We start from the raw sequence: 21,715 nt of genomic DNA, 5'->3' as shown, positions 1-21,715 counted from the left end.
CAAGATAATCGCGGCCGACCGTGTGGGGCGTCGTCGTCACCTGCGAGTCCGAGGCCGAGCAGGTCGAACTCCTCGAACGGCTCACCGAGGAAGGCCACTCCGTCCGAGCCCTCATGTAGCCCAATGGTTCACGCCCCGCTATGACGAGGCGGTTGGTCCTCCACCTGCGTGCTCGTCCTTGGCGCCGTCGTCGGGCGGATGGGTTGGCTTCAGCACTTCGCCGGTGGGGCCGGTCACCACGTTCGAGGCTGTTCGCCACTCTCGCCCGGCCACCCGCGCATTCGCCACGTAGATGCGCGAGTTCCGCGTGTGGTTGAACCCGGGGTTTTCAACGAAGGCCGCTTGGGTGAACTGGGCACCACCAGTGAAGGCCGTCCCATCGAAGCGGCTGTAGTTGGCGAAGGTCGCTCCATCGAAGTCGGCGTGGCTCGTGAAGGTCGCTCTATTGAACCTGGCCTCGCCGGTGAAGGTCGCTCCGTTGAAGTAGGCGTGGATACCGGTGAACCGGGCCTCTTTGAAGTCGGCCAAGCGGGTGAAGGTCGTTGTGTTGAACCTGACGGTGCCGGTGAAGGTCGCTCCGTTGAACCAGGCGTCGCCGGTGAAAGTCGCCCCCATGAAGTCGGCGTCGCCGGTGAAGAGCGCCTCGCTGAAGTGCGCCCGATGCATACGGCAGCAGCTCAGCTCGAGAGAGATGAGCACGGCGCCAGTGAGATCGAGGCTGATGCCGGGCCAGTAGCGCTGGTTGACGGCGGTGCGGCGCTGCCACCAGCGGCGTTGGTAGCAGCGCAGGTGGTCGGTAAGGAGGCGCTGGGCGGTGAGCCGGACCTGTCGTTCCTCGTCCGGGTCCCGGCCTGCCCGCGCCTGAGCACGGCCCGAAGCCGGGGTGCGGGCAGCGCGCTGGGCGGCGCGGACCTGCTGGTGCCGATCCTTGGCGTCCGGCGGCGTCCACGGCATGCGGAGGTAGGCGCAGATGACGTCCACGATGGTCTGGCGCAGCGCTGGGTTGTTCTGCGCGAGTTGTTCGAGGGCGTACAGGCCGCCGAGCCGGACCGGGGCCTGGCCGCTGCCGAGCTGCTCGACCGCCTTGCTGAAGCGGTCGGTGTCGTGCCCGCGCTCGCCGAGCTGGAAAGTGCGGCGGGCGGTGTCGGCGTTACGCGCGGTGTAGAACACCGCGAGCATCGCCGCCAAGCCGGTGGCCACGGCCAGGACATTGCCGCGGATCGCCGCCAGTGCGGCGGCCCGATCCTTGTCCTCTGCGAAGACCGTGACATGGTCGATGTGCTCCAGCACCCACGTGGCACCAGGGCCGAGCATCCACACCAACGTTGGGACCGTCACAAGCACCAGCACGGCCACGATGATCGATGAAGGCTTCACCGTTCGGACCACCGCTTCGTGTTCTTCTCGGCCATGGGCTGATGATGCTCCGGCAACTCCGACGCTGGGAACCCGATGACTCGATCGTTCCAGAAGGGAGATCGTCGTACATGCGGACATCACGCTCGCCACCCCTGTACGCCGAACCGGCCGTCTCCTTCAGTTACAGGGCATGTTCGACGTGCCCTGTAAGACGCGCTCACGAATACCTGGTCAGCGCACCTGCCGGTCGAGGAACGCCGGTGGAACGTCGGCCTGCTCGTCGGCGCTTCCGGTGCCGGGGAAGACCACGCTCGCCCGCGCGCTGTGGCCGGGCCGGCTGGTCGAGGCGCTCGCCGAGCAGGACTGCCGCAGCCTCGTTCGCGTAGAGGACGGTTCAACCCGGCCCACGCTCGCCCGCGAGGTCCGGGCTGCTGTGCATCGACGGTGCCCCGGTGGCGTTCCTGGCGTACCGGCATTTCCAAAACCCGCGCGTGCGGAACCTGAAGATGGAGGAGCACAGGCTTGTGGTGCTGCCCGACTTCCAGGGTCTGTCGATCGGCGCGCGTATGTCGGAGTGGGTGACGTAACGTCTCGCGGACCAGGACTACCGCTACCGGTCGGTGTCGTCCCGCCCGGCGCTGATCTCCTACCGCGACCGGTCGCCGCCGTGGCAGCGGCAGGCCCGCGCCACCAGGCTCCACACCAGCAGCAAGCGGCGGAACCAGCACAAGGACACGCTCGACCCGCGCCGGCTCGGGCCGGTCAGCTTCGAGTGCAACCCGCCGTCATCGCCATCGTGGCGGCGATGACGGCGGAATGGCCTTGCGGGAAGTCACATCGTTTCGCAGGGAAGGCCCCAGCTCTCATAGCCGCCGCCGGGCTTGTGGTACCAGAGCTCCGCGCAGATGTTGGTGCCTGCGGGCACCGGCCATGTATAGGAGAATTCCCTGAGGGTGCTGCGGTTATAGGTGTAGGTGGGATAGTTCATGTCGCGGCCACCGCCCCAGACGTGGATGTGGTAAGTGCCCGCTGGGCTGCAACCGTCCCCCAGGTGCCTGAGCAGAATGGCGTTGTACGCGGCCCATAGCCCCAGGCAGACACTGACACCGGCCGGACGCGCGAGCCGAGTGGCTGCCGGGGCGCCACCTGCGGCAGCCGATGCCGGTGAGATGGTGGTCGCCATAGCTGCCGCCAACGCGGTCGCCGTCGCCAGGACTCGGGCTGTGGGCCGTACTTTCCGGGATTTTCCTGCTGTCTGCATCGAGTCTCCCCGTGAATTCGCCAGAGCGATTGCAGTCAGCGTCACAAGGCGCAGTCGTCGTCACCAGGGCATGCGCCGGTCATTTCCCGGACTTTCCTGCTGTCCGCGTCTCAGTTTCACGCTCGTCCTCCCGGATTGCAGCGTCGTCAGCGAGATACGGTCCGCAGGAGCCAGAGCATGGTGGCCGGCACGACTGGTCTGAAGACGATCTCCCCAGGACGCGCTCGCCGCCCACTGCGCAATGACGTCGAGAACGATCATTGCCCCTGCAGCGAGGGCGTGCCAGTAACCGCTACCGGAGGCCGAAGCACGTCCTCAAGCATCACCGACCACCATGACAGGGTCTGTGTGTTCGAGGCCCTCGGCATTCAGCGGACCGGCAGGCCGGTGACGGCGCGGCCGATGATCAGGCGCTGGATCTCCGACGTCCCTTCGAAGATCGTATAGATCTTGGCGTCCCGGTGGAAGCGCTCCACCGGGTGCTCCCTGGTGTATCCGGCCCCGCCCAGGATCTGGATCGCCTGCTCCGTCACCCACACCGCCGTCTCCCCCGCCACGAGCTTCGACATCGAGCCCTCCGCCTGCGAGAACTGCCTGCCGTTGCGGGCCATCCAGGCGGCCCGCCAGGTCAGCAGGCGGGCCATGTCCACCCGGGTGGCCATCTCGGCGAGGAGGAAGGCGATCGCCTGGTTCTCGCCGATCTTGCGGCCGAACTGCTCCCGCTCGCGGGCGTAGTCCCTGGCGTACTCGAAGGCCGCCCGCGCGATCCCGACGGCCATGGCGGCGACCGACGGGCGGGTGGTCTCGAACGTGCGCATCGCCGCCTGCTCCCCCGCCCGCTCCCCGTTGCGTACGCGGGACAGCCGGGCGTCCAGCTTCTCCTTGCCGCCGAGCAGGCAGGAGCCCGGTACGCGGACGCCGTCCAGGATCACCTCGGCCGTGTGGGAGGCGCGGATCCCGTGCTTGCGGAACTTCTGGCCCATGGACAGCCCGGGGGTGCCGGGCGGGATGACGAAGGACGCCTGGCCCCGGGTGCCGAGTGAGGGGTCGACCGAGGCGACGACCACGTGGACGTTCGCGATGCCGCCGTTCGTGGCCCAGGTCTTGACGCCGTCCAGCACCCAGTCGCCGCCGTCATGGACGGCGCGGGTGCGGATGGCGCCGACGTCCGAGCCGGCGTCGGGCTCGGAGGCGCAGAAGGCGCCCAGCTTGACGTCGTTCTCCGTGCCGAACATCTGCGGCAGCCACTCCCCCATCTGGTCGGGGGTGCCGTTCGCGGCGAGAGCGGCGGCGGCCAGGCCGGTGCCGACGATGGCCAGGCCGATGCCCGCGTCACCCCAGAAGATCTCCTCGAACGCCACGGGCAGCGCGAGCCCGCTGTCCTCGAACCACTGGGTGGCGAAGAAGTCGAGGGAGTAGAGGCCGATCTTGGCCGCCTCCTGGATGACCGGCCAGGGGGTTTCCTCGCGTTCGTCCCATTCGGCGCCCGCCGGGCGGATCACGTCGCGGGCGAACGCGTGCACCCAGTCGCGTACCTCGACCACGTCGTCGCTGGGCTCCGGGCAGAAGCCGGTCATGTGCGCACTCTCCTCGACCCGATGTTACCGGTGGTAACAGAACACCTTACCGGTCAGTAGCTACGCGGTGGAATACCCCCGAGAGCAGTGCGGCCAGGGCCGCCAGCACCATGCCGATCGCGAGGCCGTACAGGAGCGGGGTGAATCCCCCGAACGCGGCGGCCAGCTGCGGGCCGACGCTGCCGCCGACCGCGAGCGCGAAGGAGAACAGCGACAGCGCCGTCCCCCGGGCCGGTCCGGCGCCGGCGGAGATCGCCTCGTTCAGGCTGGGCAGGCCGCCGGTGATGGCGGCGACGTAGACGGCCAGCAGCAGCACCAGCGCGGCCGTCCCGGTGAGGCCGACAGAGGCGAGGGCGAGGGCTCCGGCCGCCAGGAACGCCGCCGCCCTGATCGGCGCCTGGATCCGGGCCAGCCAGGGCATGAGCAGCGGCACCAGGACGATCGACGGGAGCCCCGCCGCGCGGAGCGCGAGGAGTTCGGAGGACGAGGTCACGCCGTAGATCTGCAGACCGGTGTAAACGGCCACGAAGCCCGCCATCAGCATGACCGTGGCCACGTACCGGAGGCCGAGGACGCGGTGGAACAGCAGGCCCGGCACCGCCCGGTAGACCGACAGCGGCGAGCCACCACCCTCACGCGGCAGGTCGGGCAGCGTGACGGCCCGCACGCCCAGGAATGCCAGCACGAACCCGGCCGCCGACAGCAGGAACAGCCCGCGCCAGCCGATCACGTCCACCAGCAGCTGGGCGGCGACCTGGAGCAGCACGGCCGAGGCGAGGAACGCGCCGGTGATCGCCGCGATCGCGCCCACCCGGCGGCGCGGCTCGACCCGTTCCGCCAGGTACGCCAGGGCCGCGGGCGGGAACATCGCCACCGCCAGCCCCTGCACCGCCCGCAACGCCAGCGCCACTTCCGGGTTCGGGCTCAACGCCACCGCCGCCGAGGTGAGCGCGGCCAGGGGCAGTCCGATCATCAGCATCCGGCGGCGCCCGTACCGGTCGGACAGCGGGCCGAAGATCAGGAAACCGGCTCCGTACCCGATGCCGAACGCGGTCACCAGCCAGGTCAGGCCGCCGGCCGAGGCGCCCCAGCCGGTGGCCATGTCGTGCAGGAGCGGGATCACGATGTACAGCTGGCCGCTGACCAGCACGGCGGTGAGGGTCAAGGCTGCCAGCGTGCGTCCGAACGGCAAGCCGGCCGGCGAGGTCGCCGCGAGTTCGTGCGGCGCGGGGGAAATGGTGGTCGTCATGTGTCGGGACGGTAGCCAACCAACTAGTTGGATGTCAACCATTCAGTTGGATTACAACCAACTGGTTGGTGGATATCATGGGCGGCATGGCACCCAAGGTCTCGACCACCGCCACGCGCGCCGCCCTGCTGGAGGCCGCACGGGAGGAGTTCGCCGCGTACGGTGTGGCGGGCGCCCGCGTGGATCGCATCGCCGAGCGCGCCGGCGTCAACAAAGAGCGCATCTACGGGCATTTCGGCAGCAAGGAGAAGCTGTTCGACGAGGTCATCAAAGAGGCGCTCGATGACCTGACGACGCAGATCTCCCTCCCGGGCGCCGATCCCGGTGACTACGTGGCCCGGCTGACGGACTACTACCACTCACATCCCGAGCTGGTGCGGCTGCTGATGTGGGAGGCGCTCAACTACCGGGACCAGGAAGGGCTGCCGGCCGGGCAGGAGGTACGGGTGGAGCGCTGCCGCCGCAAGACGGCCTCCCTGGCGGAGGGTCTGGGCGTGGAGCCGTCGCCGGAGGTGGCCCGGACGCTGTTCATGATGACCGGGCTGGCGCTGTTCCCCTCGATGATGCGCCAGCTCGGGCGCATCATCCTGGGCGACGCGGCGGACGACCACGAGGCCATGCGCGACCAGATCGCCGCGTTCGTCACGTCGGGTTTGAAGGAGCCACGCTGATCGTGTTCACGGAGCTACGGTGATCATGGTCACGGAGCTACGGTGATCATGGGCGGGCGCTCGCCGATCCCGATGTCGCGGAGCAGGATGTCGTGCCCGTCCGGCCCCCTCCGGAACTGTGCCAGCCGGACGGACGGCTCGTGGCAGGTCTCGATCTTGCCCTGACGCAGCAGGCGTGACCAGGCGGCCAGCATGATCTGGGACGCCATCCTCCCGAGCGCCTCGGTCGACTGCGGGGCGTGCTCGCGCGAGCCCAGGTCCACCTGCGCGAACGCGTCCAGCCCGGCGAGTTCGAGCAGGTCGATCAGCAGCCCCAGCTCCACGCCGTAACCGGTCAGGAACGGCACGCGTTCCAGAGCCGAGCGGCGGCCGGCGTACTCCCCGGCCAGGGGCTGGACGAAACCGGCCAGGTGCGGCCAGTGGAGGTTGATGAGCGGGCGGGCCACCAGCTCCGTGACACGACCGCCGCCGTTGGCGGTGCCGTGCAAGGGCCGGTCATAGCAACCCTTCGTGTAGACCACGGTGGGGTCCGCGAACAGCGGCCCGAGCAGGCCGAATACCAGAGAAGCACGAAATTTCCGGATGTCGGCGTCCACGAACACCAGCACATCCCCCGAGGTCACGGCGAGGGACTTCCACAGTGCCTCGCCCTTGCCGTCCATCGGCTTGAGCTGCGGCAGGATCTCGTCCTGCGCGTGCACGCAGGCCCCCGCGCGCCGCGCCACCAGCGCGGTGTCGTCGGAGGAACGCGAGTCGATCACCACGATCTCGTCGACGAGCCCGTCCAGCTCGCGCCGGATCACGCCGACGATCTGCCCCACGGTCTCCCGCTCGTCGCGGGCGGGGAGCACCACGCTCACCGTGGTCTCCCCCTTGGCGGCCTTCAGGTCCCGGAGCGGCCAGTCCTCAGCGGACGAAGTACGGTGCCGCAACCATCCTCGCACTTCAGGCAGCATGCGACCCCTCCCCCCGTATCCCCATATTTCAGATTATGCGGTGGCGGCGTGACGCTCCAGGAACGTGTACACGTCAGCCTCGTCCACCCCGGGGAACGACCCCGGCGGCAGCGCGGCCAGGACGTGGGAGTTGGCGCGGGCGGACGGCCAGGCGTAGCCCTCCCAGCGCTCGGACAGCTCGGCGGGCGGGCGGCGGCAGCAGTCGCCGTTGGGGCAGTTGGACTTGGTGCGGCTGGTGGTCTCCCGGCCCCTGAACCAGCGCGACTCCTTGTACGGCACCCCCAGCGTGATGGCGAAGTCCCGCTCCCGCGACGGATCCACGTGCGCCACGCAGAAATAGGTCCCGGTGGGCGAGTCGGAATACTGGTAGTACACCGAGAACCGGTCGGGCGAGGCGAACACCTGCCGCCCCGACCACTGCAGGCACATCCGCTGCCCCTCGATGGCCCCCTGCTCGTCGGCCGGGAAGACGATGCCGTCGTTCTCGTACGCCTTGTAGATGGTGCCCCCGGCGTCGTTGCGCACGAAGTGGCAGACGAGACCCAGGTGGTGGGTGGCGAGGTTGGTGAAGCGGTGGGCGGCCATCTCGTACGACACCGCGAACACGTCCCGCAGGTCCTCCACCGACAGCGCCCGGTCGGCCTTGGCCTCCTGGAGGTAGAGCGCGGCGGCCTTCTCGGGGACGAGGACGGCGGCGGCGAAGTAGTTCGCCTCGGTGCGCTGGCGCAGGAAGTCGGCGAAGTCGCGCGGCTTGTCGTGGCCGAGCGCGAGATGGCCGAGCGTCTGGAGCAGGATCGTGCGCGGGGTGTGCATGCCGAGCTGCTCGTGCTTGACGTAGATGCGGCGGTTGCGGAGGTCGGTGATGGAACGTACGGATCGCGGCAGGTCCTGCGCGGTGTGCACGGTGTAGCCGAAGTGCGTGACCAGGCTCTGGATCATGCTCTGCGACAGCGCGCCCGTACGGTAGCCGACCGCGGCCAGCGCCTTGGCGGCGGCCTCCTCGATCTCCCCGAAGTAGTTGCCGACCTCGCGCTGCCTGCGCCGCAGCTCGGCGTTGGCGGCTCTGGCCTCCTCCGGGGTGGCGGTGCCGCGGGCCTGCCGGGCGCGCAGCTCGCCGTACAGGCCGAGGAGGTGTTCGAGCACGTCGTTCGGGACGCGGGCGGAGACCTTCAGCCGGGGCAGCCCGAGCCCGGCGTAGATGGGGTCGCGCTGCGCCTCCTCCAGCGCGATCTCCAGCTGGGCGCGGCGGTTGGGCGGCTGGCGGCGCAGCAGCTCCTCGATGGGCACGCCCAGCGCGGTGGCCAGCCCCTTGAGCAGCGAGAGCTTGGGCTCGCGCTTGCCGTTCTCCAGCAGCGACAGCTGGCTCGGCGCCCTGCCGACGCGCGAGCCCAGGTCGGACAGGGTGAGGCCGCGCTGTTTGCGCAGGTGCCGGAGGCGCTGGCCGAACGCGATCAGGTCAAGCTCCTGCGTCAAAGACAGCGGTTCTTCGCCTAGCAAGGGCACCATGTCGGCATCTTAGACAGAAATTCGGCCCATTTTCTAGTCTCCTGAACAGGTCGGAGCCAGACTGCCGTGTCGCTCGGATTGGTCTAGGCCAACAGGAAAACTATCGATTTCTTCACTGTTGAATACCCGTCAGTAATGTATGGCCTGGAAATTTTCGTCGTTCTTCTCTCGACTGATGACTATGGGCGGCCCCTCCCAGGGCACACACTCGGCTGTGAGCCCCAGGGGACGACAAGGGAGTGAACAATGATCGATCGCCTCAAGGGAGCTGCTGAGCAGCTGCAGGACGAATGGGACAACGACCCTCGCTGGGAGGGCGTCGAGCGCACGTACGGCGCCGAAGACGTGATCAGATTGCGCGGCAGCGTCCAGGAGGAGCACACGCTGGCCCGGCTCGGCGCCGGCCGGCTGTGGGACCTGCTGAACACCGACGACTACGTCAACGCCCTCGGCGCGCTGACCGGCAACCAGGCCGTCCAGCAGGTGAAGGCGGGACTGAAGGCGATCTACCTGTCCGGCTGGCAGGTCGCCGCGGACGCGAACCTGGGCGGGCAGACGTACCCGGACCAGAGCCTGTACCCGGCCAACTCCGTGCCCGCCGTCGTGCGCCGCCTCAACAACGCGCTGCTGCGCGCCGACCAGATCACCTGGTCGGAAGGCGACACCGACGCCCCGCACTGGCTCGCGCCGATCGTGGCGGACGCCGAGGCCGGGTTCGGCGGGGTGCTGAACGCGTTCGAGCTGATGAAGGGCATGATCGCGGCCGGCGCCGCGGGCGTGCACTGGGAGGACCAGCTCGCCTCCGAGAAGAAGTGCGGCCACCTGGGCGGCAAGGTGCTCATCCCGACCGGCCAGCACATCAAGACCCTGACCGCCGCCCGCCTCGCCGCGGACGTCGCCGGAGTCCCCTCGCTGATCATCGCGCGGACCGACGCACAGGCCGCGACGCTCCTGACCAGCGACGTGGACCCGCGCGACCAGGCGTTCACCACCGGCGAGCGCACCCCGGAGGGCTTCTACCGGGTCAGGAACGGGCTGGGGGCGTGCATCGCCCGCGGGCTGGCGTACGCGCCGTACTCGGACCTGCTCTGGATGGAGACCAGCACGCCCGACCTGGACGTGGCCCGCGAGTTCGCCGAGGCCATCAAGGCGGCGTACCCGGACAAGATGCTCGCCTACAACTGCTCACCGTCGTTCAACTGGAAGCAGCACCTGGACGACTCCACCATCGCCAAGTTCCAGCGGGAGCTGGGACACATGGGGTACAAGTTCCAGTTCATCACGCTCGCCGGGTTCCACTCGCTGAACTACGGCATGTTCGACCTGGCCCAGGGGTACGCCGCGGACGGCATGACGGCGTACGTGGAGCTGCAGGAGGCCGAGTTCGCCGCCGAGTCGCGCGGCTACACCGCGACCAGGCACCAGCGCGAGGTCGGCACCGGGTACTTCGACCTGATCAGCACGGCCGTGGCACCTGACTCCTCGACGACCGCGCTCCGGGGGTCGACGGAAGAGGAGCAGTTCGCCCACTGATCTCGCCGGACCGCCCTCCGGGCATGCGGCGGTTCCCCGGCGAAACGGGCCGCGCCAGTCTCCCCCAGCACTGGCGCGGCCCACTTTCATTCGACGCCGCACGGCAAAACCCTTTTCATGGGGTGGTGTGCTGTCATTGGAGAAGTGGGCTGACCTTCAACGGAGGGTTTGGTGGGCAAGACGATCTCCTCTGTCCGGACCGCGATCACCCAGTGGATCCCTGGCCGCCGCGTCGCCCCGATCCCGCCGCCACCCGGGCCGAATGATCACGAGTCGCTCGTGGCCGCCCTCGAACATGCCACACGCTGGTACGAGTACCGCATCAGCCAAGGGCTCCAGGTCCTCAACTTCTACCTCGTATCGACCGCTGTGAATTCCGCCGCCTACGTCGCCGCTCTCCAGGCGAAGCTTGACGCCGTAGCCGGCGCCGTCGGGCTCGTAGCGGCTCTGGTCTCTGTCGCAGCGGCACTTGCGGGCTGGCGCAGCCGCGGTCTTGCCCGATTGGCCTTGCAGCCGATAGCGGAGATTCAGGATCGGCTGGCTGCGACCCTGAACATGGATTCGCTCCGTCTCGTGCAACGCAATCCTCACCGCACGTTCACCACGCCGATTTCCCTGGTCATGTTCGTCCTTGCCTGTGCCATCTCGGTATCAGGAGCCTTATACGCATGGCTTCGCTGATCCAGCCCCTCTCTGATCCAAGAGTTGTGGACACTTATACCGACTGGTCGGTATCTTTCCCAGCATGACGCTGGAACGCCGGACCTGGCGCACCCTGGAGCCGTTGCACGGCATGATCTACTTCTCCCCCGAGGCGAGCGCCGCCTACGAGAAGCTCGGGCTGAGCGGCCGGATGGGATACTTCGCCTCCCGAGCCGCCGCTCTCGGTCCGGTGCCCGCCGCGACGGTGATCGCGACCTTCTACAACTTCAACCCCGATCTCGTACGGCAGGCGATCCCGGCCGCCTGGCAGATCGCCTCGCCGTCCGACATCCTGGCCGCCCGGCTCGCATCGGCCGACGCCACGCTGCGCCGCGTGCTGGGCGATGCCGTGGACTCCCCGGAGATGGCGCGGGCGGCAGCGCTGGCCCGCCGGGCGGCGGAGACCGTCGCGGGAGAGCTCAGCGGGCGGCCCCTGTACGCCGCGCACGCGGCACTGCCCTGGCCCGAGGCTCCCCACCTGGTGCTCTGGCACGCCCAGACCCTGCTGCGCGAGTACCGCGGCGACGGCCATCTCGCCGCCCTCCTGGCCGCCGGCCTGAGCGGCATCGAAGCCCTGGTCACCCACGCGGCCACCGGCGCCGTCACGTCCGAGGTGCTCCGAAGCACGCGAGGGTGGCCCGAGGCCGACTGGGCTGCCGCCGTACAGGGGCTGGAGGAGCGTGGCTGGCTCTTCGAGGGATCTCTCACCGAGGAAGGGCGCGGATGGCGCGAGGAGATCGAAGAGGCGACCGACCGGATGGGGATGGCACCGTACACCGCGCTCGGCGCCGAGCCCTGCGAGGAGCTGCGCTCTCTCGTCCGGCCGTGGAGCAAGAGCATCGTCGCCGAGCTGATGCCGTGGGCCGCAGGTCGTTAGCTCGGGGCCGAAATCCGGCCGTGCCGTCACCCACCGACTGCGGGCTCCGGTAATACAGATGGCTACGGCCTTGCTGCCATAGGCCCCGGAGTCGGGGTCGGCATCATCTTCGGTCAAGGCGTGCAGGCCATCGCACGGCAGCCCGAAGCCTACGGATTGATCCGCCAGAACATGCTCCTCGGCTTCGTCCTCACCGAGGCATTGGCTCTCCTTGGCCTGGTCGCGCCGTTCATCTTCCAGGTCGTCAAGTAACGGGGCGATCGCGTAACCGTGTTTGAACTTGGCGCACGGATCAGCGCCGGTACTTGCAACTGATCGAGCAGGACTATGCACGAATGCGCGGCCGGCGAGCCCGTCATGCCGATCCCCGCCGACCTGGCCGTGGACGGCATCGACGAGATCCTCGTGACCTTCCTCGCGTTCGCCTCCCGTCAGCGGCCGGAGGACTTCGGCGACGGACTCGCCGGCGCGGACGGCCGCGCGGTGTCGATCTCCGTGGGAACGGATCGCCGGCTCGTCCGCCTCGGGCGTCGAGGTTTCCAGGGACGGTTCCACGGCGGAGGCGTCGATCTCGGGCGCGTCCCAGGACGTGCTGTTGTGGCTGTGGGGGCGGGGCGACGGTGCGGGGCTGACCTTCGACGGCGACCCCGACCTGGTGAAACGGCTGCGGGACCTGCTGAAGGAGGCGACACAGCAGGTCAGGCCAGGGAGCCGGAACGGCCAGGACGGAACCGGCCGTTCCGGTGTCGCGTGGCGGTGATCAGTTCAGGCCGCTGCCCTGGATGCCGGCCGCCGCGGCCGATGCCGCCGCGACCACGGTGAACATCGCGACGGTCAGGGTGAGCACGAACCGGCGCCAACGTGTCATCGCACGCCTCCTGTCATCGACTGGCAATCACCGTATATTCGCCGCACGCACGCCGCCGGATCACGAGCCCCCGGTTCGTCAGGCGACCTTCCGGAAGAGCACGGTGGCGCGGTAGCGGCCCTCCGCCTCCGCGTCGGGCTCGGCCTCGGCGCTGATGACGTCCAGCTCGGCGCCGAGACCGAAGAAGCTGAGCGCCCGGGCCACGGCCTTCTCCCTGATCTCGTCCGGCGTCGCCCCGCTCACCGTGACGCGCAGCGTGAGCGGGAACGTTCTCGTACTCATGATGATCCTCTTTCACAGAAGAGTTGATCCACCTCCGAGCGTAGCCCGCCGTGCACGTCGCCCCAGGCGTGGCGTGCAACAGTTTTCGCACCTTGTTCCTCTCGGAGGTGAAGGAACGACGAAGGGCGAGGACTGTTGGAAGGTGATCCCCGTTTCGCGGAGTTCGTCGCCGAACGCGGTGACGCGCTGCTGCGCTACGGCTATGTGCTGGCCGGCAATCCGCACGACGCGGCCGACCTGGTCCAGGAGGCGCTGCTGAAGCTGCGCGGCGCCTGGTCCCGGCTGCGGCTGAAGGAGAACCCGGAGAGTTACGCGCGCACCACCATGGCCAGGCTGCACATCGCCACCTGGCGGTTGCGCAGGCGTGAGCTGCTCGCCTGGGACCTGCCGGAAGGCGAGCACCACGACCTGCTGCCCAGCGGTGACGAGCGCAGGATGTGGCAGGCGCTGGCCGGGCTGCCACGCAAGCAGCGCGCGGTGCTGGTGCTGCGCTACTACGAGCAGCTCGACGACGCCGAGATCGCCACCGTGCTCGGGATCTCCCGCGGCACGGTACGCAGCCAGGCCTCCCGCGCGCTCGACAAACTGCGCGCGGGCCTCCCGAGTAAGCCGATGACCAGGGAGAACGTACGATGACCGAGATTGAGGAGACGCTGCGCAGGACGCTCGGCCACGCCGCCGAGCAGGCGCCGGGCCTGCCTGCCCTGCTGCCCCAGCGTCTGGAGCGGATCCACCGGCGCAGGAGGCAGCGCGCCCGGATCGCGCTGGCCGCCGCGGCGGTCGTGCTGGTCGGGGCCGGGGCCACGGCCGTGCTGCGCGGCGGCGACACCATCACGGCCGTCCCCGCCAGCGGGCAAAACACCGAGGCGCCGGCCGAACAGGTGGAGAAGGTCTGGCCGGAGGCGGTGCGGAAGGTCTCGGCGAAGTCCCCCGACGGGGTGCCGTGGCGACCGCAGACGTTCGTCGACGACCGTACGCTGCTCATGGAGGCCCAGGGAGGCGAATCCGGATCGATCAACGCCATCTACGCCTACGACCTCGGCTCCGGCACGCCACGCAAGATCGCCGACGTCCCGGCTTCCGAGGACACGGTGGGCTTCGGCAACGGCTTCGCCGTGGGCGGCGGCCAGGTGGCCTGGTGGAGCGGGACGAAGGACTCCGTCGCGCACCTCTGGACGGTGCCGCTGGACGGCGGCACCCCGAAGATCGTCGCCGATCAGCGTCTCGACACGGCCGACGACGGCAGCGGAATCGACAAGCTGGCCGTGGTCAACGACAAGATCGTTTTCTCGCTGTACACCGGTGGGGTCTTCACCGTTCCCCTCGGGGGCGGGACGGTGGAGCCGGTCCAGGGTGGCGCCGGGATGCATCTGCTGGCCTGGCCGTGGATCGGCGCGCCGGGGAGCGGAGGCGAGCCCCGCGGCATGCCGTACTCCCGGATCCAGAACGTGGAGACCGGCGAGACCCGGACGGCCGTCACCCAGCCGGGCGAACAGCTGCGTCTCTGCGGCGTGACCATCTGCCTGGGCACGGCCGCGGACGGCACGACCTTCTTCCGGCACCGGGACGGCTCGTCGCAGAAGAACGTGCCCGGCTCCGTGCACTCCGCGTACCAGCCGGTCCAGGACCGCTTCTACGTCTCGGTCTACGGCGTGGGGAGGCCGGAGGGCGTGGGACTCTACGACCTGGACACCGGCAAGTCGGGCGACCTGCGCATCCCCGGGGAGGGCAGTTCCATCAGGCTGCCGTCCATGGATTCGACCGGCAGGATGCTCAGCTACCCCCTCAAGGACGACCTCTACCTGATCGACCTGTCTAAGATCCGGTAGCCGTCGGCGTCTCCGGGACGGACACGGACGGGTCCGGCGACTCGCCGGGCCCGTCCTGCGGGATCGTGCTGATCGACTGCGACGGCTGCGGGCAGTCCCTCCTGACCGCGTTGCCGCGCCTGCGCACCGGGCTCGCGCAGTCGGCGGGGTCCTCGCCGCCCGGCCCGCTGCTGTTGGCCGGTCCGAACGTGTCCTGCCGGCCGGGCGACGGGCTGCGCACCGTCAGCGGCGCCTTGGTACGGGCGTGCGGGACGGACGTCGTGGGCGTGCTCGCCGGGGTGGGCGGGGCGGCGGACTTCGTCGGCGGGAGGGTGACGGCGGGCGTGGACGAGGGGCGGGCGGTCGAGTCCGCGCTGCCGTAAGAGCGCACGATCGGCGGGTCGCCCGGCAGCAGCGAGCCGCCCCCGACGCTCGTGCCGTCGCCGCCCGCCGCGATCACCGTGAGGGCCGCGATGGACACCGTGGCCAGGGCGGCGAAGCTGGCGTGCGACAGATGCGCCCCGGCCTTGGCCCGGCGCCTGCGCGTACGGGAACGCTCCACAGCCCCCTCCGGCGTCCTGGACTCGCCGGTCGAAGAGGCGAGACGTACCCGCCCGCCGCCGGGCGGATAGGGCACGGGCGTCCAGATCTCCTCCAGCACCCCGTCCACCGCCTGCCGCAGATCCCACGGCTCGCCGACGCCCCCGGCGGCCAGCAGCGCCCGGAGCAGGTCGGCGGACGTGGGCCGGTCGGCGGGATCCTTGGCCAGCGCCGCCTCGACGGCGGGCCGCAGCATGGCGGGCACGCCCGCGACGCGCGGCGGGTCGAACAGGATGCGCCGGGTCAGCACATCCGCCTCCCCGCTCCCGAACGGGTGGTGCCCCGTGGCCGCGAACGCCACCACGCACCCCCACGCGAACACATCCGACGCGGGCAGCGCCGGGCCACCCGTCAGCCGCTCGGGAGCCACCCATCCAGGGCTCCCCATGACCTGCCCGGCCTGCGTGTGCGCGGCCAGCGTGTCGACGTCGCGGGCGATCCCGAAGTCGATGACGCGCGGCCCCCGCGTGGACAGCAGCACGTTGCCGGGCTTGAGATCCCGGTGCACCAGCCCTGCCTCGTGCACCGCCACCAGCGCGGCGGCCACGCCGAGCGCCGCGCCGTACGCGAGATCGGGCGTGAGCGGCCCCTTGGCCGCGACGACCTGGGAGAGCGCCGGACCCGGGATGTACTCGGTGACCAGGTACGGGCGGTCCTTGTCGGCGCCGTCCTCCAGGACCGCCGCCGTGCAGAACGGCACCAGTCTTCGCGAGAAAGTCACTTCCTCGGCGAAGCGCGCGCGTAAGGTGGCATCGTTGAGATGCACCGCATGCGGCGTCTTGAGCGCGACCAAGCCACCCCGAGGGTGTTCGGCCAGATACACCACTCCCATCCCGCCCGTGCCGAGGCGGCCGAGGAGCAGGTATCGGCCGATGATGACCGGGTCGCCCACCGTAAGCGGCCGCACGCCAGGAGGCATGTCGCCAGCACCACGCGCCATACGGGTTTCGCCTCTCTGATCCGGGACTCGGCAAAGCACACTGTGGCCGGATCCGCGGAGGCTTTCCGCATGTCTGTCATAAGGGGTATTGCAGGTAAGGCGTTCGTTCCTCTGGGGTCAGTAAGTGCTGGGGTTCAGCGGTCTGAAGTGGTGTTTCGGCCCTGGCGTGCCTGGGGAGCCTAGGAGGCGATCGCGGACTCCTCCTCGGCCTCGACCTGACGGTTCCAGTCGCGCTTCATCTCACGCCACGCCTCGTCGTCGGCCCCCGAGCGCCAGTATCCGGAGATGGACAGCCGGTCCAGCCCGATGCCCCGTTCGACGCGCAGGTGACGGCGCAGCTCCTTCACGAAGCCGGCCTCGCCGTGCACGAACGCGTGCACGTTTCCTTCGGGGAACTCCAGCGTCCGCACCGCCGCCACGAGCTTCTCGCCCACGGGACGGCCGCTCCGGTAGAGCCACGCGACGCGGGCGTCGGCGGCCGTCTCGAGCTTCTGCTCGTCCTCGGGCGCGTCCACCTCGACCAGTACGTGCGCCCGCGCGCCCTCCGGCAGGCCCTCCAGCGCGGCCCCGATGGCCGGCAGCGCGCTCTCGTCGCCGATCAGGAGGTGCCAGTCGGCCTCGGGGTCGGGCGCGTAGCCGCCGCCGGGGCCGAGCATGAGCACGACGTCCCCCGGAGCGGCCTGGGCGGCCCACGGGCCGGCCAGGCCCTCGTCGCCGTGCACCACGAAGTCGAGGGTCAGCTCGCGGCTGTCGGGGTCCCAGGCGCGTACGGTGTAGGTCCGTAGCCGCGGCCAGAGCTCGCGCGGCATCGTCTCGCGGCAGGTCTTCACGCTGAACGGGGTGGGGTATTCGACGCCTTCGTAGGGGAAGACCAGCTTGACGTAGTGGTCCGTCAGGCCGGTGGTGGCGAAGTCGGCCAGCCCGTCGCCCCCGACCACGACGCGGACCATGTGCCGCGAGATCCACTCGGTCCGCAGGACGACGCCACGATGGTGATCCGTGGGCTTCTCGGTCATGCACAGCCCCCTGACTTCAGGTTAGGTATACCTAACCTTACACGTTCTCCAAGCTGTCAGCGTACGCCGGGAACCTCGAAAAGGGCAGTGCCGGAAACTCACGCCGCCGCGATGTCGCCTCTGGACGCCCGGCGGGCGGCCACGGCTCGCAGGAAGTACGCCATGTGCCGGAAGGCCAGCCGCGCCTCGGGCAGCACGTCCGCCAGGATCGGGAAGACGTGCGGCATCCGGTTCCATTCTTCGTACCGTACCGGCACCCCGGCCTGGCGCGCCCGCTCGGCCACCCGTCTGGCCTCGTCCCGCAGCACCTCGGTCGAGCCGGTCACGATCATGAGCGGCGGCAGCCCCGTGAAGTCCCCGAGCACCGGGGAGACCAGCGGGTCGCTCGGGTCGAGGCCCGAGGTCCACCGGCGGGCCAGCCAGCGCACCCGCCCGGCCGGGAGCATGGGGTCCTGCCAGCGGTTCGCGTTTCGCGGGATATCGGTCAGGTCGGCCCACGGCGACAGGCAGATCGCCGCGCCGGGCATCGGCAGCCCCCGGTCCCGCAGCGCCAGCAGCGTGGCCAGCGTGAGGTGGCCCCCAGCGGAGTCCCCCGCCAGGATGACGTCCCCGGGCGCGTGGCCGCGCCGCAGCAGGCAGTCGTACGCGTCCAGCGCGTCGGTCAGCGAGTCCGCCAGCGTGTGCACGGGCCCCTGCCGGTAGTCGAGCGCCAGCACGGGCCGCCGGGCCGTCACCGACAGCCGCCAGGTGATGGACCGATGGGTACGCGGCGAGCACGAGAAGTAACCGCCGCCGTGGAAGTAGAGCACCGCCTTGCCCTCGTCGAGCCCCGGCCTGCCGTGCACCCACTCGCCCCCGCACGCCGAGAACTCCGCGGGCACGATCGCCACGTGTTCGGGCTGGGGCACGGTCACCAGGCCCCCGAGTTCTCCGAGCCGGGCCGCGCAGGCCAGGGCCAGCGGATGGCGCATCAGCACTGTGGACGCCGGCTTCAGGGTGCCCCACATCAGACTGGTCAGGGCGCGCGCTTGCCAGCTCAAGGGATAGTCGGGGAGCACGTCCCGGTCGATCTGCATATCGGCCCTCCGATGAATCTCCTTCCCCGAATGAAGATCCTTCTACCGGCCAGTAAGTATCTCATCTCTTACCTGGATATTTCGGCGCTGTGACACGCTGTCCTCCATGGCTGGATACTCGGGCACACCGCTGCCGCGCAAGCTCGGCGTCAAGCCTGGGCGCCAGGTCCTCGCCATCGATGCCCCCGACGGCCTCGACCTGGGCGAGCCCGACGCCGAGGTGCATCGGACCCCGGCCGGCGGGCCGTACGACGTCATACTGGTCTTCTGCCCCGACTCGGCCGCCCTTCACGGGGCGTTCCCATCCGCCCTGGCCCTGCTGGCGAAGAGCGGCGGCCTGTGGGTCTGCTGGCCGAAACGCGCGAGCAAGGTGCCCACGGACCTCTCGGAGAACCCCGTCCGCGACTACGGCCTGTCCATGGGCCTGGTGGACAACAAGGTGGCCGCGATCGACGACACCTGGTCGGGCCTGCGCTTCGTCTACCGTCTCGCCGACCGTTGAACGATTAATTGCGTTGCGGGGTCCACGGCCCGCAACGGATAATTCCATGCTTTCCATCGGCAGACCCGTGCGCGGGTCCGTACACGGTTGGTCACCGTGTCCTCACTCTCCGGAGGTGCAAAACCATACCCCTATATGCCCGGCTCGTCCGGTACGGCTTCCGCAAGCACGCCACCTACGTCTGGGGCGCGATCGCCGGCGCTTTCACCAACAGCGTCTTCGGCATCCTTCGCGCCTACATCCTCATCGCGCTCTGGCAGGCCCGCCCCGGGCTGGGCGGCTACGACGTGACCGACGCCGTCACGTTCTGCTTCATCACCCAGGCGTTCATCGGCCCGTTGCAGCTGTTCGGGGGCGGGCTCGGCATCCCCGAGCGCATCCGCAGCGGCGACATCGCCCTCGACCTGGTCCGGCCCGCCTCGCTCCAGCTCTGGACGCTGGCCGAGGACCTGGGCAGGGCCGCGTACCTGTTCCTGGTCCGCGGCATCCCGCCCATGCTGGTCGGCGCGGTGGTGTTCGGCATCACGGTCCCCGCCGGGCCGGGGCAGTGGCTGGCGTTCCTGGCCGGCTTCGCCGTCGCGGTGGTGGTCGGCTTCGGCTGGCGCTACCTGGTGGCGCTGTCGGTCTGCTGGCTCCTCGACGACCGCGGCGTCGCGGTCGTGTCGATGCTCCTGACGACGTTCTTCTCCGGGATGCTCGTGCCGCTGCACCTGTTCCCCGGCTGGTTCGGCGACCTGGTCATGGTGATGCCCTGGGCGGCCATGGTCCAGCTCCCGACCGATCTCTACCTGGGCAAGGCCCCGGTCCTGGAGACGCTCGCCTTCCAATCGCTCTGGGCGGCGATCCTGCTCGGGCTGGGCGCGCTCGCCACCATGGCGGTCCGCCGCAAGGTGGTGATCCAGGGTGGTTAGGACCTACTTCCTGCTGCTGTGGACCTGGACCCGGGCCGCGGCGGCGTACCCGGTGTCGTTCGCGCTGATGACCCTGTTCGGCGCCCTCACCGCCGCGGTGGACGTCGCCGTGATCCTGATCGTCTTCGCCAACACGGCCACGCTCGCGGGCTTCTCCCGCGACGAGGTCCTCTTCCTGTACGGCGCCGCCGGCGTGTCGTTCGCCATCTGCGACACGTTCGTCAGCAACATCGACCGGATCAGCCAGCACATCAAGGCGGGCACCCTCGACACGTTCCTGATCAGGCCGGTCAGCCCGTGGATCCAGCTCGCCACCGACCGGTTCGTGCCCGCCAGGGTGGGCCGGATCCTGCAGGCGTGCGTCGTGCTCGGCTACGGCGTCGCCGCGCTCGACCTCGACTGGCGGCGCGCCTGGATGATCCCCGTCATGCTGGTCAGCGGGATCATCATCTTCGGGGCGATCTGGACGCTCGGCGGCGCGATCCAGTTCGTGCTGACCGACGCCCCCGAGGTGTCCAACGCCTTCACCTACGGCAGCGCCCAGCTCAACCAGTACCCGCTCAGCATCTACGGCCGCGACCTGGTCAGGGGCGTGACGTACGTGCTCCCGCTGGCCTTCGTCAACTGGCAGCCCGGCCTGTACGTGCTGGGCAGGGACGACCCCTTCGGCACGCCGGAGTTCCTGAGGTTCTCCGCGCCGGTCGCCGCGCTGGTCCTCGCCCTGCCGGCCGGGCTGGCCTGGCGGCAGGGCATCAGGCACTACCGATCCACGGGGAGTTGAGGATGATCGAACTTGAGAGGGCCGGACGCTCGTTCAAGATCAAGAGGAATGTCGTCCACGCCGTGAGCGACCTGTCGTTCACCGTGTCGCCGGGAGAGTTCGTCGGCTACCTCGGGCCCAACGGGGCCGGCAAGTCCACCACCATCAAGATGCTCTGCGGCATCCTGACGCCGACGTCCGGCCGGGTCCGGGTGGCCGGGCTCGACCCGTCGCGCCGGCGCACGTCGCTGGCGCGGCGGATCGGGGTGGTGTTCGGGCAGCGGACGACGCTGTGGTGGGACCTGCCGCTCGTCGACAGCTTCGAGCTGATCCGCCACCTGTACCGGGTGGACCGGGCCACGTTCAGGTCGCGGCTCGACGAGCTGACCGGGACGCTCGACCTGGGCGAGTTCATGCGCACGCCGGTGCGCCAGCTCAGCCTGGGCCAGCGCATGCGGGGCGACCTCGCGGCGGCGCTGCTGCACGCGCCCGACGTGCTGGTGCTCGACGAGCCGACGATCGGGCTGGACGTGGTCAGCAAGGCCGGCATCAGGGAGTTCCTGCAGCGGGTCAACGCCGAGCGCGGCACGACCGTGCTGCTGACCACGCACGACCTCGGCGACATCGAGCGCCTGTGCCGCCGGGTCATGGTGATCGACCACGGGCGGCTGGCGTTCGACGGCACGCTCGACGACCTGATGGCGACGTCTCCCGGCCAGTCGAGCATCGAGGACGTGGTGACCCGCCTCTACACGGGGACGGCCCAGTAGGGACAACTCAGTAGTAGCTGCCCTCCGGCGTGGCCTCGTAGTCCTCGTCGACGTCGTCGTACTGGCGCGACCAGCGCGACGGCATCAGGACGGGGATGAACAGCGCCACGCCGAGCAGGGCGAACACGCCCGACGTGAGCAGGGTCTTGGCGCCGAGGCCGGCGTCCAGGATGATCTGGTTGACCGACGGGGCGCTCGGAATGAGGGAGATCGCCCTGTTCACGTCGAGTGCGTACACGACCGTCCAGGCCAGCAGGACCAGCGACGGCACGAACGTCGCCAAAGGCGAGATCCGGCCCGCCACCACCAGCCCGACGACCAGCCCGACGGCGGCCATCGCGCCCAGCGCGATCCACATCTTCTGGTTGTCCGGTGGCGTGGCCGCGGCGTTGCCGATGGCCTGCTGGACGGCCCAGCCACCGCCCGCCAGCACGGCCGCCGTCACCACCAGCCCGATGAGGAAACCACCCAAGTGCCGCAACGTTCTCACC

26 protein-coding genes are annotated in these 21,715 nt (G+C 69.7%); 14 read left to right on the top strand and 12 right to left on the bottom strand.

All coding sequences use genetic code 11. The features are described 5' to 3' along the window. Window positions 1-138: 138 nt before the first annotated feature. Both AB0J87_RS11695 and AB0J87_RS11690 read right to left on the bottom strand, forming a co-directional pair. Window positions 139-1,356: a pentapeptide repeat-containing protein gene (locus AB0J87_RS11695; RefSeq protein WP_363964404.1), complete on the bottom strand. Its 1,218-nt coding sequence runs from the start codon at window positions 1,354-1,356 to the stop codon at window positions 139-141. 234 nt (window positions 1,357-1,590) lie between these two features. Continuing rightward, window positions 1,591-1,767 carry a hypothetical protein gene (locus tag AB0J87_RS11690; RefSeq protein WP_363964402.1) on the bottom strand — a complete coding sequence of 59 codons (177 nt, stop codon included), beginning with the start codon at window positions 1,765-1,767 and terminating at the stop codon, window positions 1,591-1,593. Window positions 1,768-1,787: 20 nt separating this feature from the next. Here AB0J87_RS11690 and AB0J87_RS11685 point away from each other — a divergent pair, with 20 nt between their 5' ends. After that, complete coding sequence (locus tag AB0J87_RS11685) at window positions 1,788-1,946, top strand: GNAT family N-acetyltransferase (protein ID WP_363965058.1); 159 nt, start codon at window positions 1,788-1,790, stop codon at window positions 1,944-1,946. Window positions 1,947-1,979: 33 nt separating this feature from the next. Then, a complete protein-coding gene (locus tag AB0J87_RS11680) occupies window positions 1,980-2,168 on the top strand; it encodes a hypothetical protein (RefSeq protein WP_363964400.1) in 189 nt (62 codons plus the stop codon). 23 nt (window positions 2,169-2,191) lie between these two features. On the opposite strand, the gene AB0J87_RS11675 is transcribed toward AB0J87_RS11680, so the two are convergent. The 3 genes from AB0J87_RS11675 to AB0J87_RS11665 form a co-directional block, all read right to left on the bottom strand. Then, window positions 2,192-2,542, bottom strand: coding sequence for a hypothetical protein (locus tag AB0J87_RS11675; protein ID WP_355192443.1), 351 nt, complete (start codon window positions 2,540-2,542; stop codon window positions 2,192-2,194). Window positions 2,543-2,988: 446 nt separating this feature from the next. Then, window positions 2,989-4,197, bottom strand: a complete 1,209-nt coding sequence (locus AB0J87_RS11670; RefSeq protein WP_355192441.1) for an acyl-CoA dehydrogenase family protein — start codon at window positions 4,195-4,197, stop codon at window positions 2,989-2,991. Window positions 4,198-4,243: 46 nt separating this feature from the next. Continuing rightward, on the bottom strand, window positions 4,244-5,446 hold the full coding sequence (locus AB0J87_RS11665) for an MFS transporter (protein ID WP_363964398.1): 1,203 nt from the start codon (window positions 5,444-5,446) through the stop codon (window positions 4,244-4,246). Between the two features lie 86 nt (window positions 5,447-5,532). Between AB0J87_RS11665 and AB0J87_RS11660 the strand changes: the two genes are divergently transcribed. Next, on the top strand, window positions 5,533-6,117 hold the full coding sequence (locus AB0J87_RS11660; RefSeq protein WP_350740820.1) for a TetR/AcrR family transcriptional regulator: 585 nt from the start codon (window positions 5,533-5,535) through the stop codon (window positions 6,115-6,117). Window positions 6,118-6,146: 29 nt separating this feature from the next. Here the strand turns inward: AB0J87_RS11660 and AB0J87_RS11655 are convergent, their stop codons facing one another. Both AB0J87_RS11655 and AB0J87_RS11650 read right to left on the bottom strand, forming a co-directional pair. Further along, window positions 6,147-7,073, bottom strand: a complete 927-nt coding sequence (locus tag AB0J87_RS11655; RefSeq protein WP_350740818.1) for a glucosyl-3-phosphoglycerate synthase — start codon at window positions 7,071-7,073, stop codon at window positions 6,147-6,149. 33 nt (window positions 7,074-7,106) lie between these two features. Continuing rightward, window positions 7,107-8,546 (bottom strand): helix-turn-helix domain-containing protein, encoded by a 1,440-nt coding sequence (locus tag AB0J87_RS11650; RefSeq protein ID WP_363965056.1) that lies wholly within the window; start codon window positions 8,544-8,546, stop codon window positions 7,107-7,109. A gap of 279 nt (window positions 8,547-8,825) precedes the next feature. Between AB0J87_RS11650 and aceA the strand changes: the two genes are divergently transcribed. From aceA to AB0J87_RS11625, 5 genes are all read left to right on the top strand, one after another. After that, a complete protein-coding gene (aceA, locus tag AB0J87_RS11645) occupies window positions 8,826-10,112 on the top strand; it encodes an isocitrate lyase (RefSeq protein WP_355192433.1) in 1,287 nt (428 codons plus the stop codon). Between the two features lie 171 nt (window positions 10,113-10,283). Next, entirely contained in the window at window positions 10,284-10,793 is a 510-nt protein-coding gene (locus AB0J87_RS11640) for a hypothetical protein (RefSeq protein ID WP_363964395.1), read from the top strand. Between the two features lie 64 nt (window positions 10,794-10,857). Beyond that, the gene (locus AB0J87_RS11635; RefSeq protein WP_350740812.1) at window positions 10,858-11,691 is read left to right on the top strand and encodes a hypothetical protein; all 834 of its coding nucleotides are present in this window, start codon (window positions 10,858-10,860) and stop codon (window positions 11,689-11,691) included. Window positions 11,692-11,703: 12 nt separating this feature from the next. Next, window positions 11,704-11,943: an ATP synthase F0 subunit C gene (gene atpE, locus AB0J87_RS11630; protein ID WP_363965055.1), complete on the top strand. Its 240-nt coding sequence runs from the start codon at window positions 11,704-11,706 to the stop codon at window positions 11,941-11,943. Between the two features lie 253 nt (window positions 11,944-12,196). Continuing rightward, window positions 12,197-12,451 carry a hypothetical protein gene (locus AB0J87_RS11625; protein ID WP_363965053.1) on the top strand — a complete coding sequence of 85 codons (255 nt, stop codon included), beginning with the start codon at window positions 12,197-12,199 and terminating at the stop codon, window positions 12,449-12,451. Window positions 12,452-12,637: 186 nt separating this feature from the next. On the opposite strand, the gene AB0J87_RS11620 is transcribed toward AB0J87_RS11625, so the two are convergent. Beyond that, window positions 12,638-12,841, bottom strand: a complete 204-nt coding sequence (locus tag AB0J87_RS11620; protein ID WP_363964393.1) for a hypothetical protein — start codon at window positions 12,839-12,841, stop codon at window positions 12,638-12,640. Between the two features lie 135 nt (window positions 12,842-12,976). Between AB0J87_RS11620 and AB0J87_RS11615 the strand changes: the two genes are divergently transcribed. Further along, a complete protein-coding gene (locus AB0J87_RS11615; protein WP_363964391.1) occupies window positions 12,977-13,477 on the top strand; it encodes a SigE family RNA polymerase sigma factor in 501 nt (166 codons plus the stop codon). Beyond that, the gene (locus AB0J87_RS11610) at window positions 13,474-14,670 is read left to right on the top strand and encodes a hypothetical protein (RefSeq protein WP_363964389.1); all 1,197 of its coding nucleotides are present in this window, start codon (window positions 13,474-13,476) and stop codon (window positions 14,668-14,670) included. The genes AB0J87_RS11615 and AB0J87_RS11610 overlap by 4 nt, the downstream gene beginning before the upstream one ends. Here the strand turns inward: AB0J87_RS11610 and AB0J87_RS11605 are convergent. From AB0J87_RS11605 to AB0J87_RS11595, 3 genes are all read right to left on the bottom strand, one after another. Beyond that, window positions 14,657-16,156: a protein kinase gene (locus AB0J87_RS11605; RefSeq protein WP_363964387.1), complete on the bottom strand. Its 1,500-nt coding sequence runs from the start codon at window positions 16,154-16,156 to the stop codon at window positions 14,657-14,659. The two genes, AB0J87_RS11610 and AB0J87_RS11605, sit on opposite strands and share 14 nt — an antisense overlap. Window positions 16,157-16,368: 212 nt before the next feature. Next, complete coding sequence (locus tag AB0J87_RS11600; protein ID WP_363964385.1) at window positions 16,369-17,205, bottom strand: siderophore-interacting protein; 837 nt, start codon at window positions 17,203-17,205, stop codon at window positions 16,369-16,371. A 98-nt stretch (window positions 17,206-17,303) separates the two neighbouring features. Further along, complete coding sequence (locus tag AB0J87_RS11595) at window positions 17,304-18,281, bottom strand: alpha/beta hydrolase (protein WP_363964383.1); 978 nt, start codon at window positions 18,279-18,281, stop codon at window positions 17,304-17,306. A gap of 106 nt (window positions 18,282-18,387) precedes the next feature. Between AB0J87_RS11595 and AB0J87_RS11590 the strand changes: the two genes are divergently transcribed. The 4 genes from AB0J87_RS11590 to AB0J87_RS11575 all read left to right on the top strand — a co-directional run bounded on the left by AB0J87_RS11590 (window position 18,388) and on the right by AB0J87_RS11575 (window position 21,224). Further along, complete coding sequence (locus AB0J87_RS11590) at window positions 18,388-18,783, top strand: hypothetical protein (RefSeq protein WP_363964381.1); 396 nt, start codon at window positions 18,388-18,390, stop codon at window positions 18,781-18,783. Window positions 18,784-18,908: 125 nt separating this feature from the next. Next, on the top strand, window positions 18,909-19,694 hold the full coding sequence (locus AB0J87_RS11585) for an ABC-2 family transporter protein (protein ID WP_363965051.1): 786 nt from the start codon (window positions 18,909-18,911) through the stop codon (window positions 19,692-19,694). Continuing rightward, on the top strand, window positions 19,687-20,475 hold the full coding sequence (locus AB0J87_RS11580; RefSeq protein WP_363964379.1) for an ABC-2 family transporter protein: 789 nt from the start codon (window positions 19,687-19,689) through the stop codon (window positions 20,473-20,475). Before AB0J87_RS11585 ends, AB0J87_RS11580 begins: the two co-directional genes overlap by 8 nt. 2 nt (window positions 20,476-20,477) lie before the next feature. Further along, the gene (locus tag AB0J87_RS11575; RefSeq protein WP_363964377.1) at window positions 20,478-21,224 is read left to right on the top strand and encodes an ATP-binding cassette domain-containing protein; all 747 of its coding nucleotides are present in this window, start codon (window positions 20,478-20,480) and stop codon (window positions 21,222-21,224) included. 7 nt (window positions 21,225-21,231) lie between these two features. Here AB0J87_RS11575 and AB0J87_RS11570 read toward each other — a convergent pair whose 3' ends face one another. Next, a complete protein-coding gene (locus AB0J87_RS11570; protein ID WP_363964375.1) occupies window positions 21,232-21,714 on the bottom strand; it encodes a hypothetical protein in 483 nt (160 codons plus the stop codon). Window position 21,715 lies beyond the last annotated feature (1 nt).

The sequence above is a fragment of the Nonomuraea sp. NPDC049625 genome (assembly GCF_040675285.1).
In the GTDB taxonomy this organism is placed as follows: domain Bacteria; phylum Actinomycetota; class Actinomycetes; order Streptosporangiales; family Streptosporangiaceae; genus Nonomuraea; species Nonomuraea angiospora_A.
Note: the sequence above shows the minus strand (reverse complement) of the source record. Positions and strands in the feature narration are given on the sequence as shown.

What these genes read in the sequence shown, in the direction of transcription:
- AB0J87_RS11675 (WP_355192443.1), bottom strand. Translation starts at nt 2,542, where the DNA reads ATGGCGACCACCATCTCACCGGCATCGGCTGCCGCAGGTGGCGCCCCG.
- AB0J87_RS11670 (WP_355192441.1), bottom strand. Translation starts at nt 4,197, where the DNA reads ATGACCGGCTTCTGCCCGGAGCCCAGCGACGACGTGGTCGAGGTACGC.
- AB0J87_RS11665 (WP_363964398.1), bottom strand. Translation starts at nt 5,446, where the DNA reads ATGACGACCACCATTTCCCCCGCGCCGCACGAACTCGCGGCGACCTCG.
- AB0J87_RS11660 (WP_350740820.1), top strand. Translation starts at nt 5,533, where the DNA reads ATGGCACCCAAGGTCTCGACCACCGCCACGCGCGCCGCCCTGCTGGAG.
- AB0J87_RS11655 (WP_350740818.1), bottom strand. Translation starts at nt 7,073, where the DNA reads ATGCTGCCTGAAGTGCGAGGATGGTTGCGGCACCGTACTTCGTCCGCT.
- aceA (WP_355192433.1), top strand. Translation starts at nt 8,826, where the DNA reads ATGATCGATCGCCTCAAGGGAGCTGCTGAGCAGCTGCAGGACGAATGG.
- AB0J87_RS11635 (WP_350740812.1), top strand. Translation starts at nt 10,858, where the DNA reads ATGACGCTGGAACGCCGGACCTGGCGCACCCTGGAGCCGTTGCACGGC.
- AB0J87_RS11620 (WP_363964393.1), bottom strand. Translation starts at nt 12,841, where the DNA reads ATGAGTACGAGAACGTTCCCGCTCACGCTGCGCGTCACGGTGAGCGGG.
- AB0J87_RS11610 (WP_363964389.1), top strand. Translation starts at nt 13,474, where the DNA reads ATGACCGAGATTGAGGAGACGCTGCGCAGGACGCTCGGCCACGCCGCC.
- AB0J87_RS11600 (WP_363964385.1), bottom strand. Translation starts at nt 17,205, where the DNA reads ATGACCGAGAAGCCCACGGATCACCATCGTGGCGTCGTCCTGCGGACC.
- AB0J87_RS11595 (WP_363964383.1), bottom strand. Translation starts at nt 18,281, where the DNA reads ATGCAGATCGACCGGGACGTGCTCCCCGACTATCCCTTGAGCTGGCAA.
- AB0J87_RS11590 (WP_363964381.1), top strand. Translation starts at nt 18,388, where the DNA reads ATGGCTGGATACTCGGGCACACCGCTGCCGCGCAAGCTCGGCGTCAAG.
- AB0J87_RS11575 (WP_363964377.1), top strand. Translation starts at nt 20,478, where the DNA reads ATGATCGAACTTGAGAGGGCCGGACGCTCGTTCAAGATCAAGAGGAAT.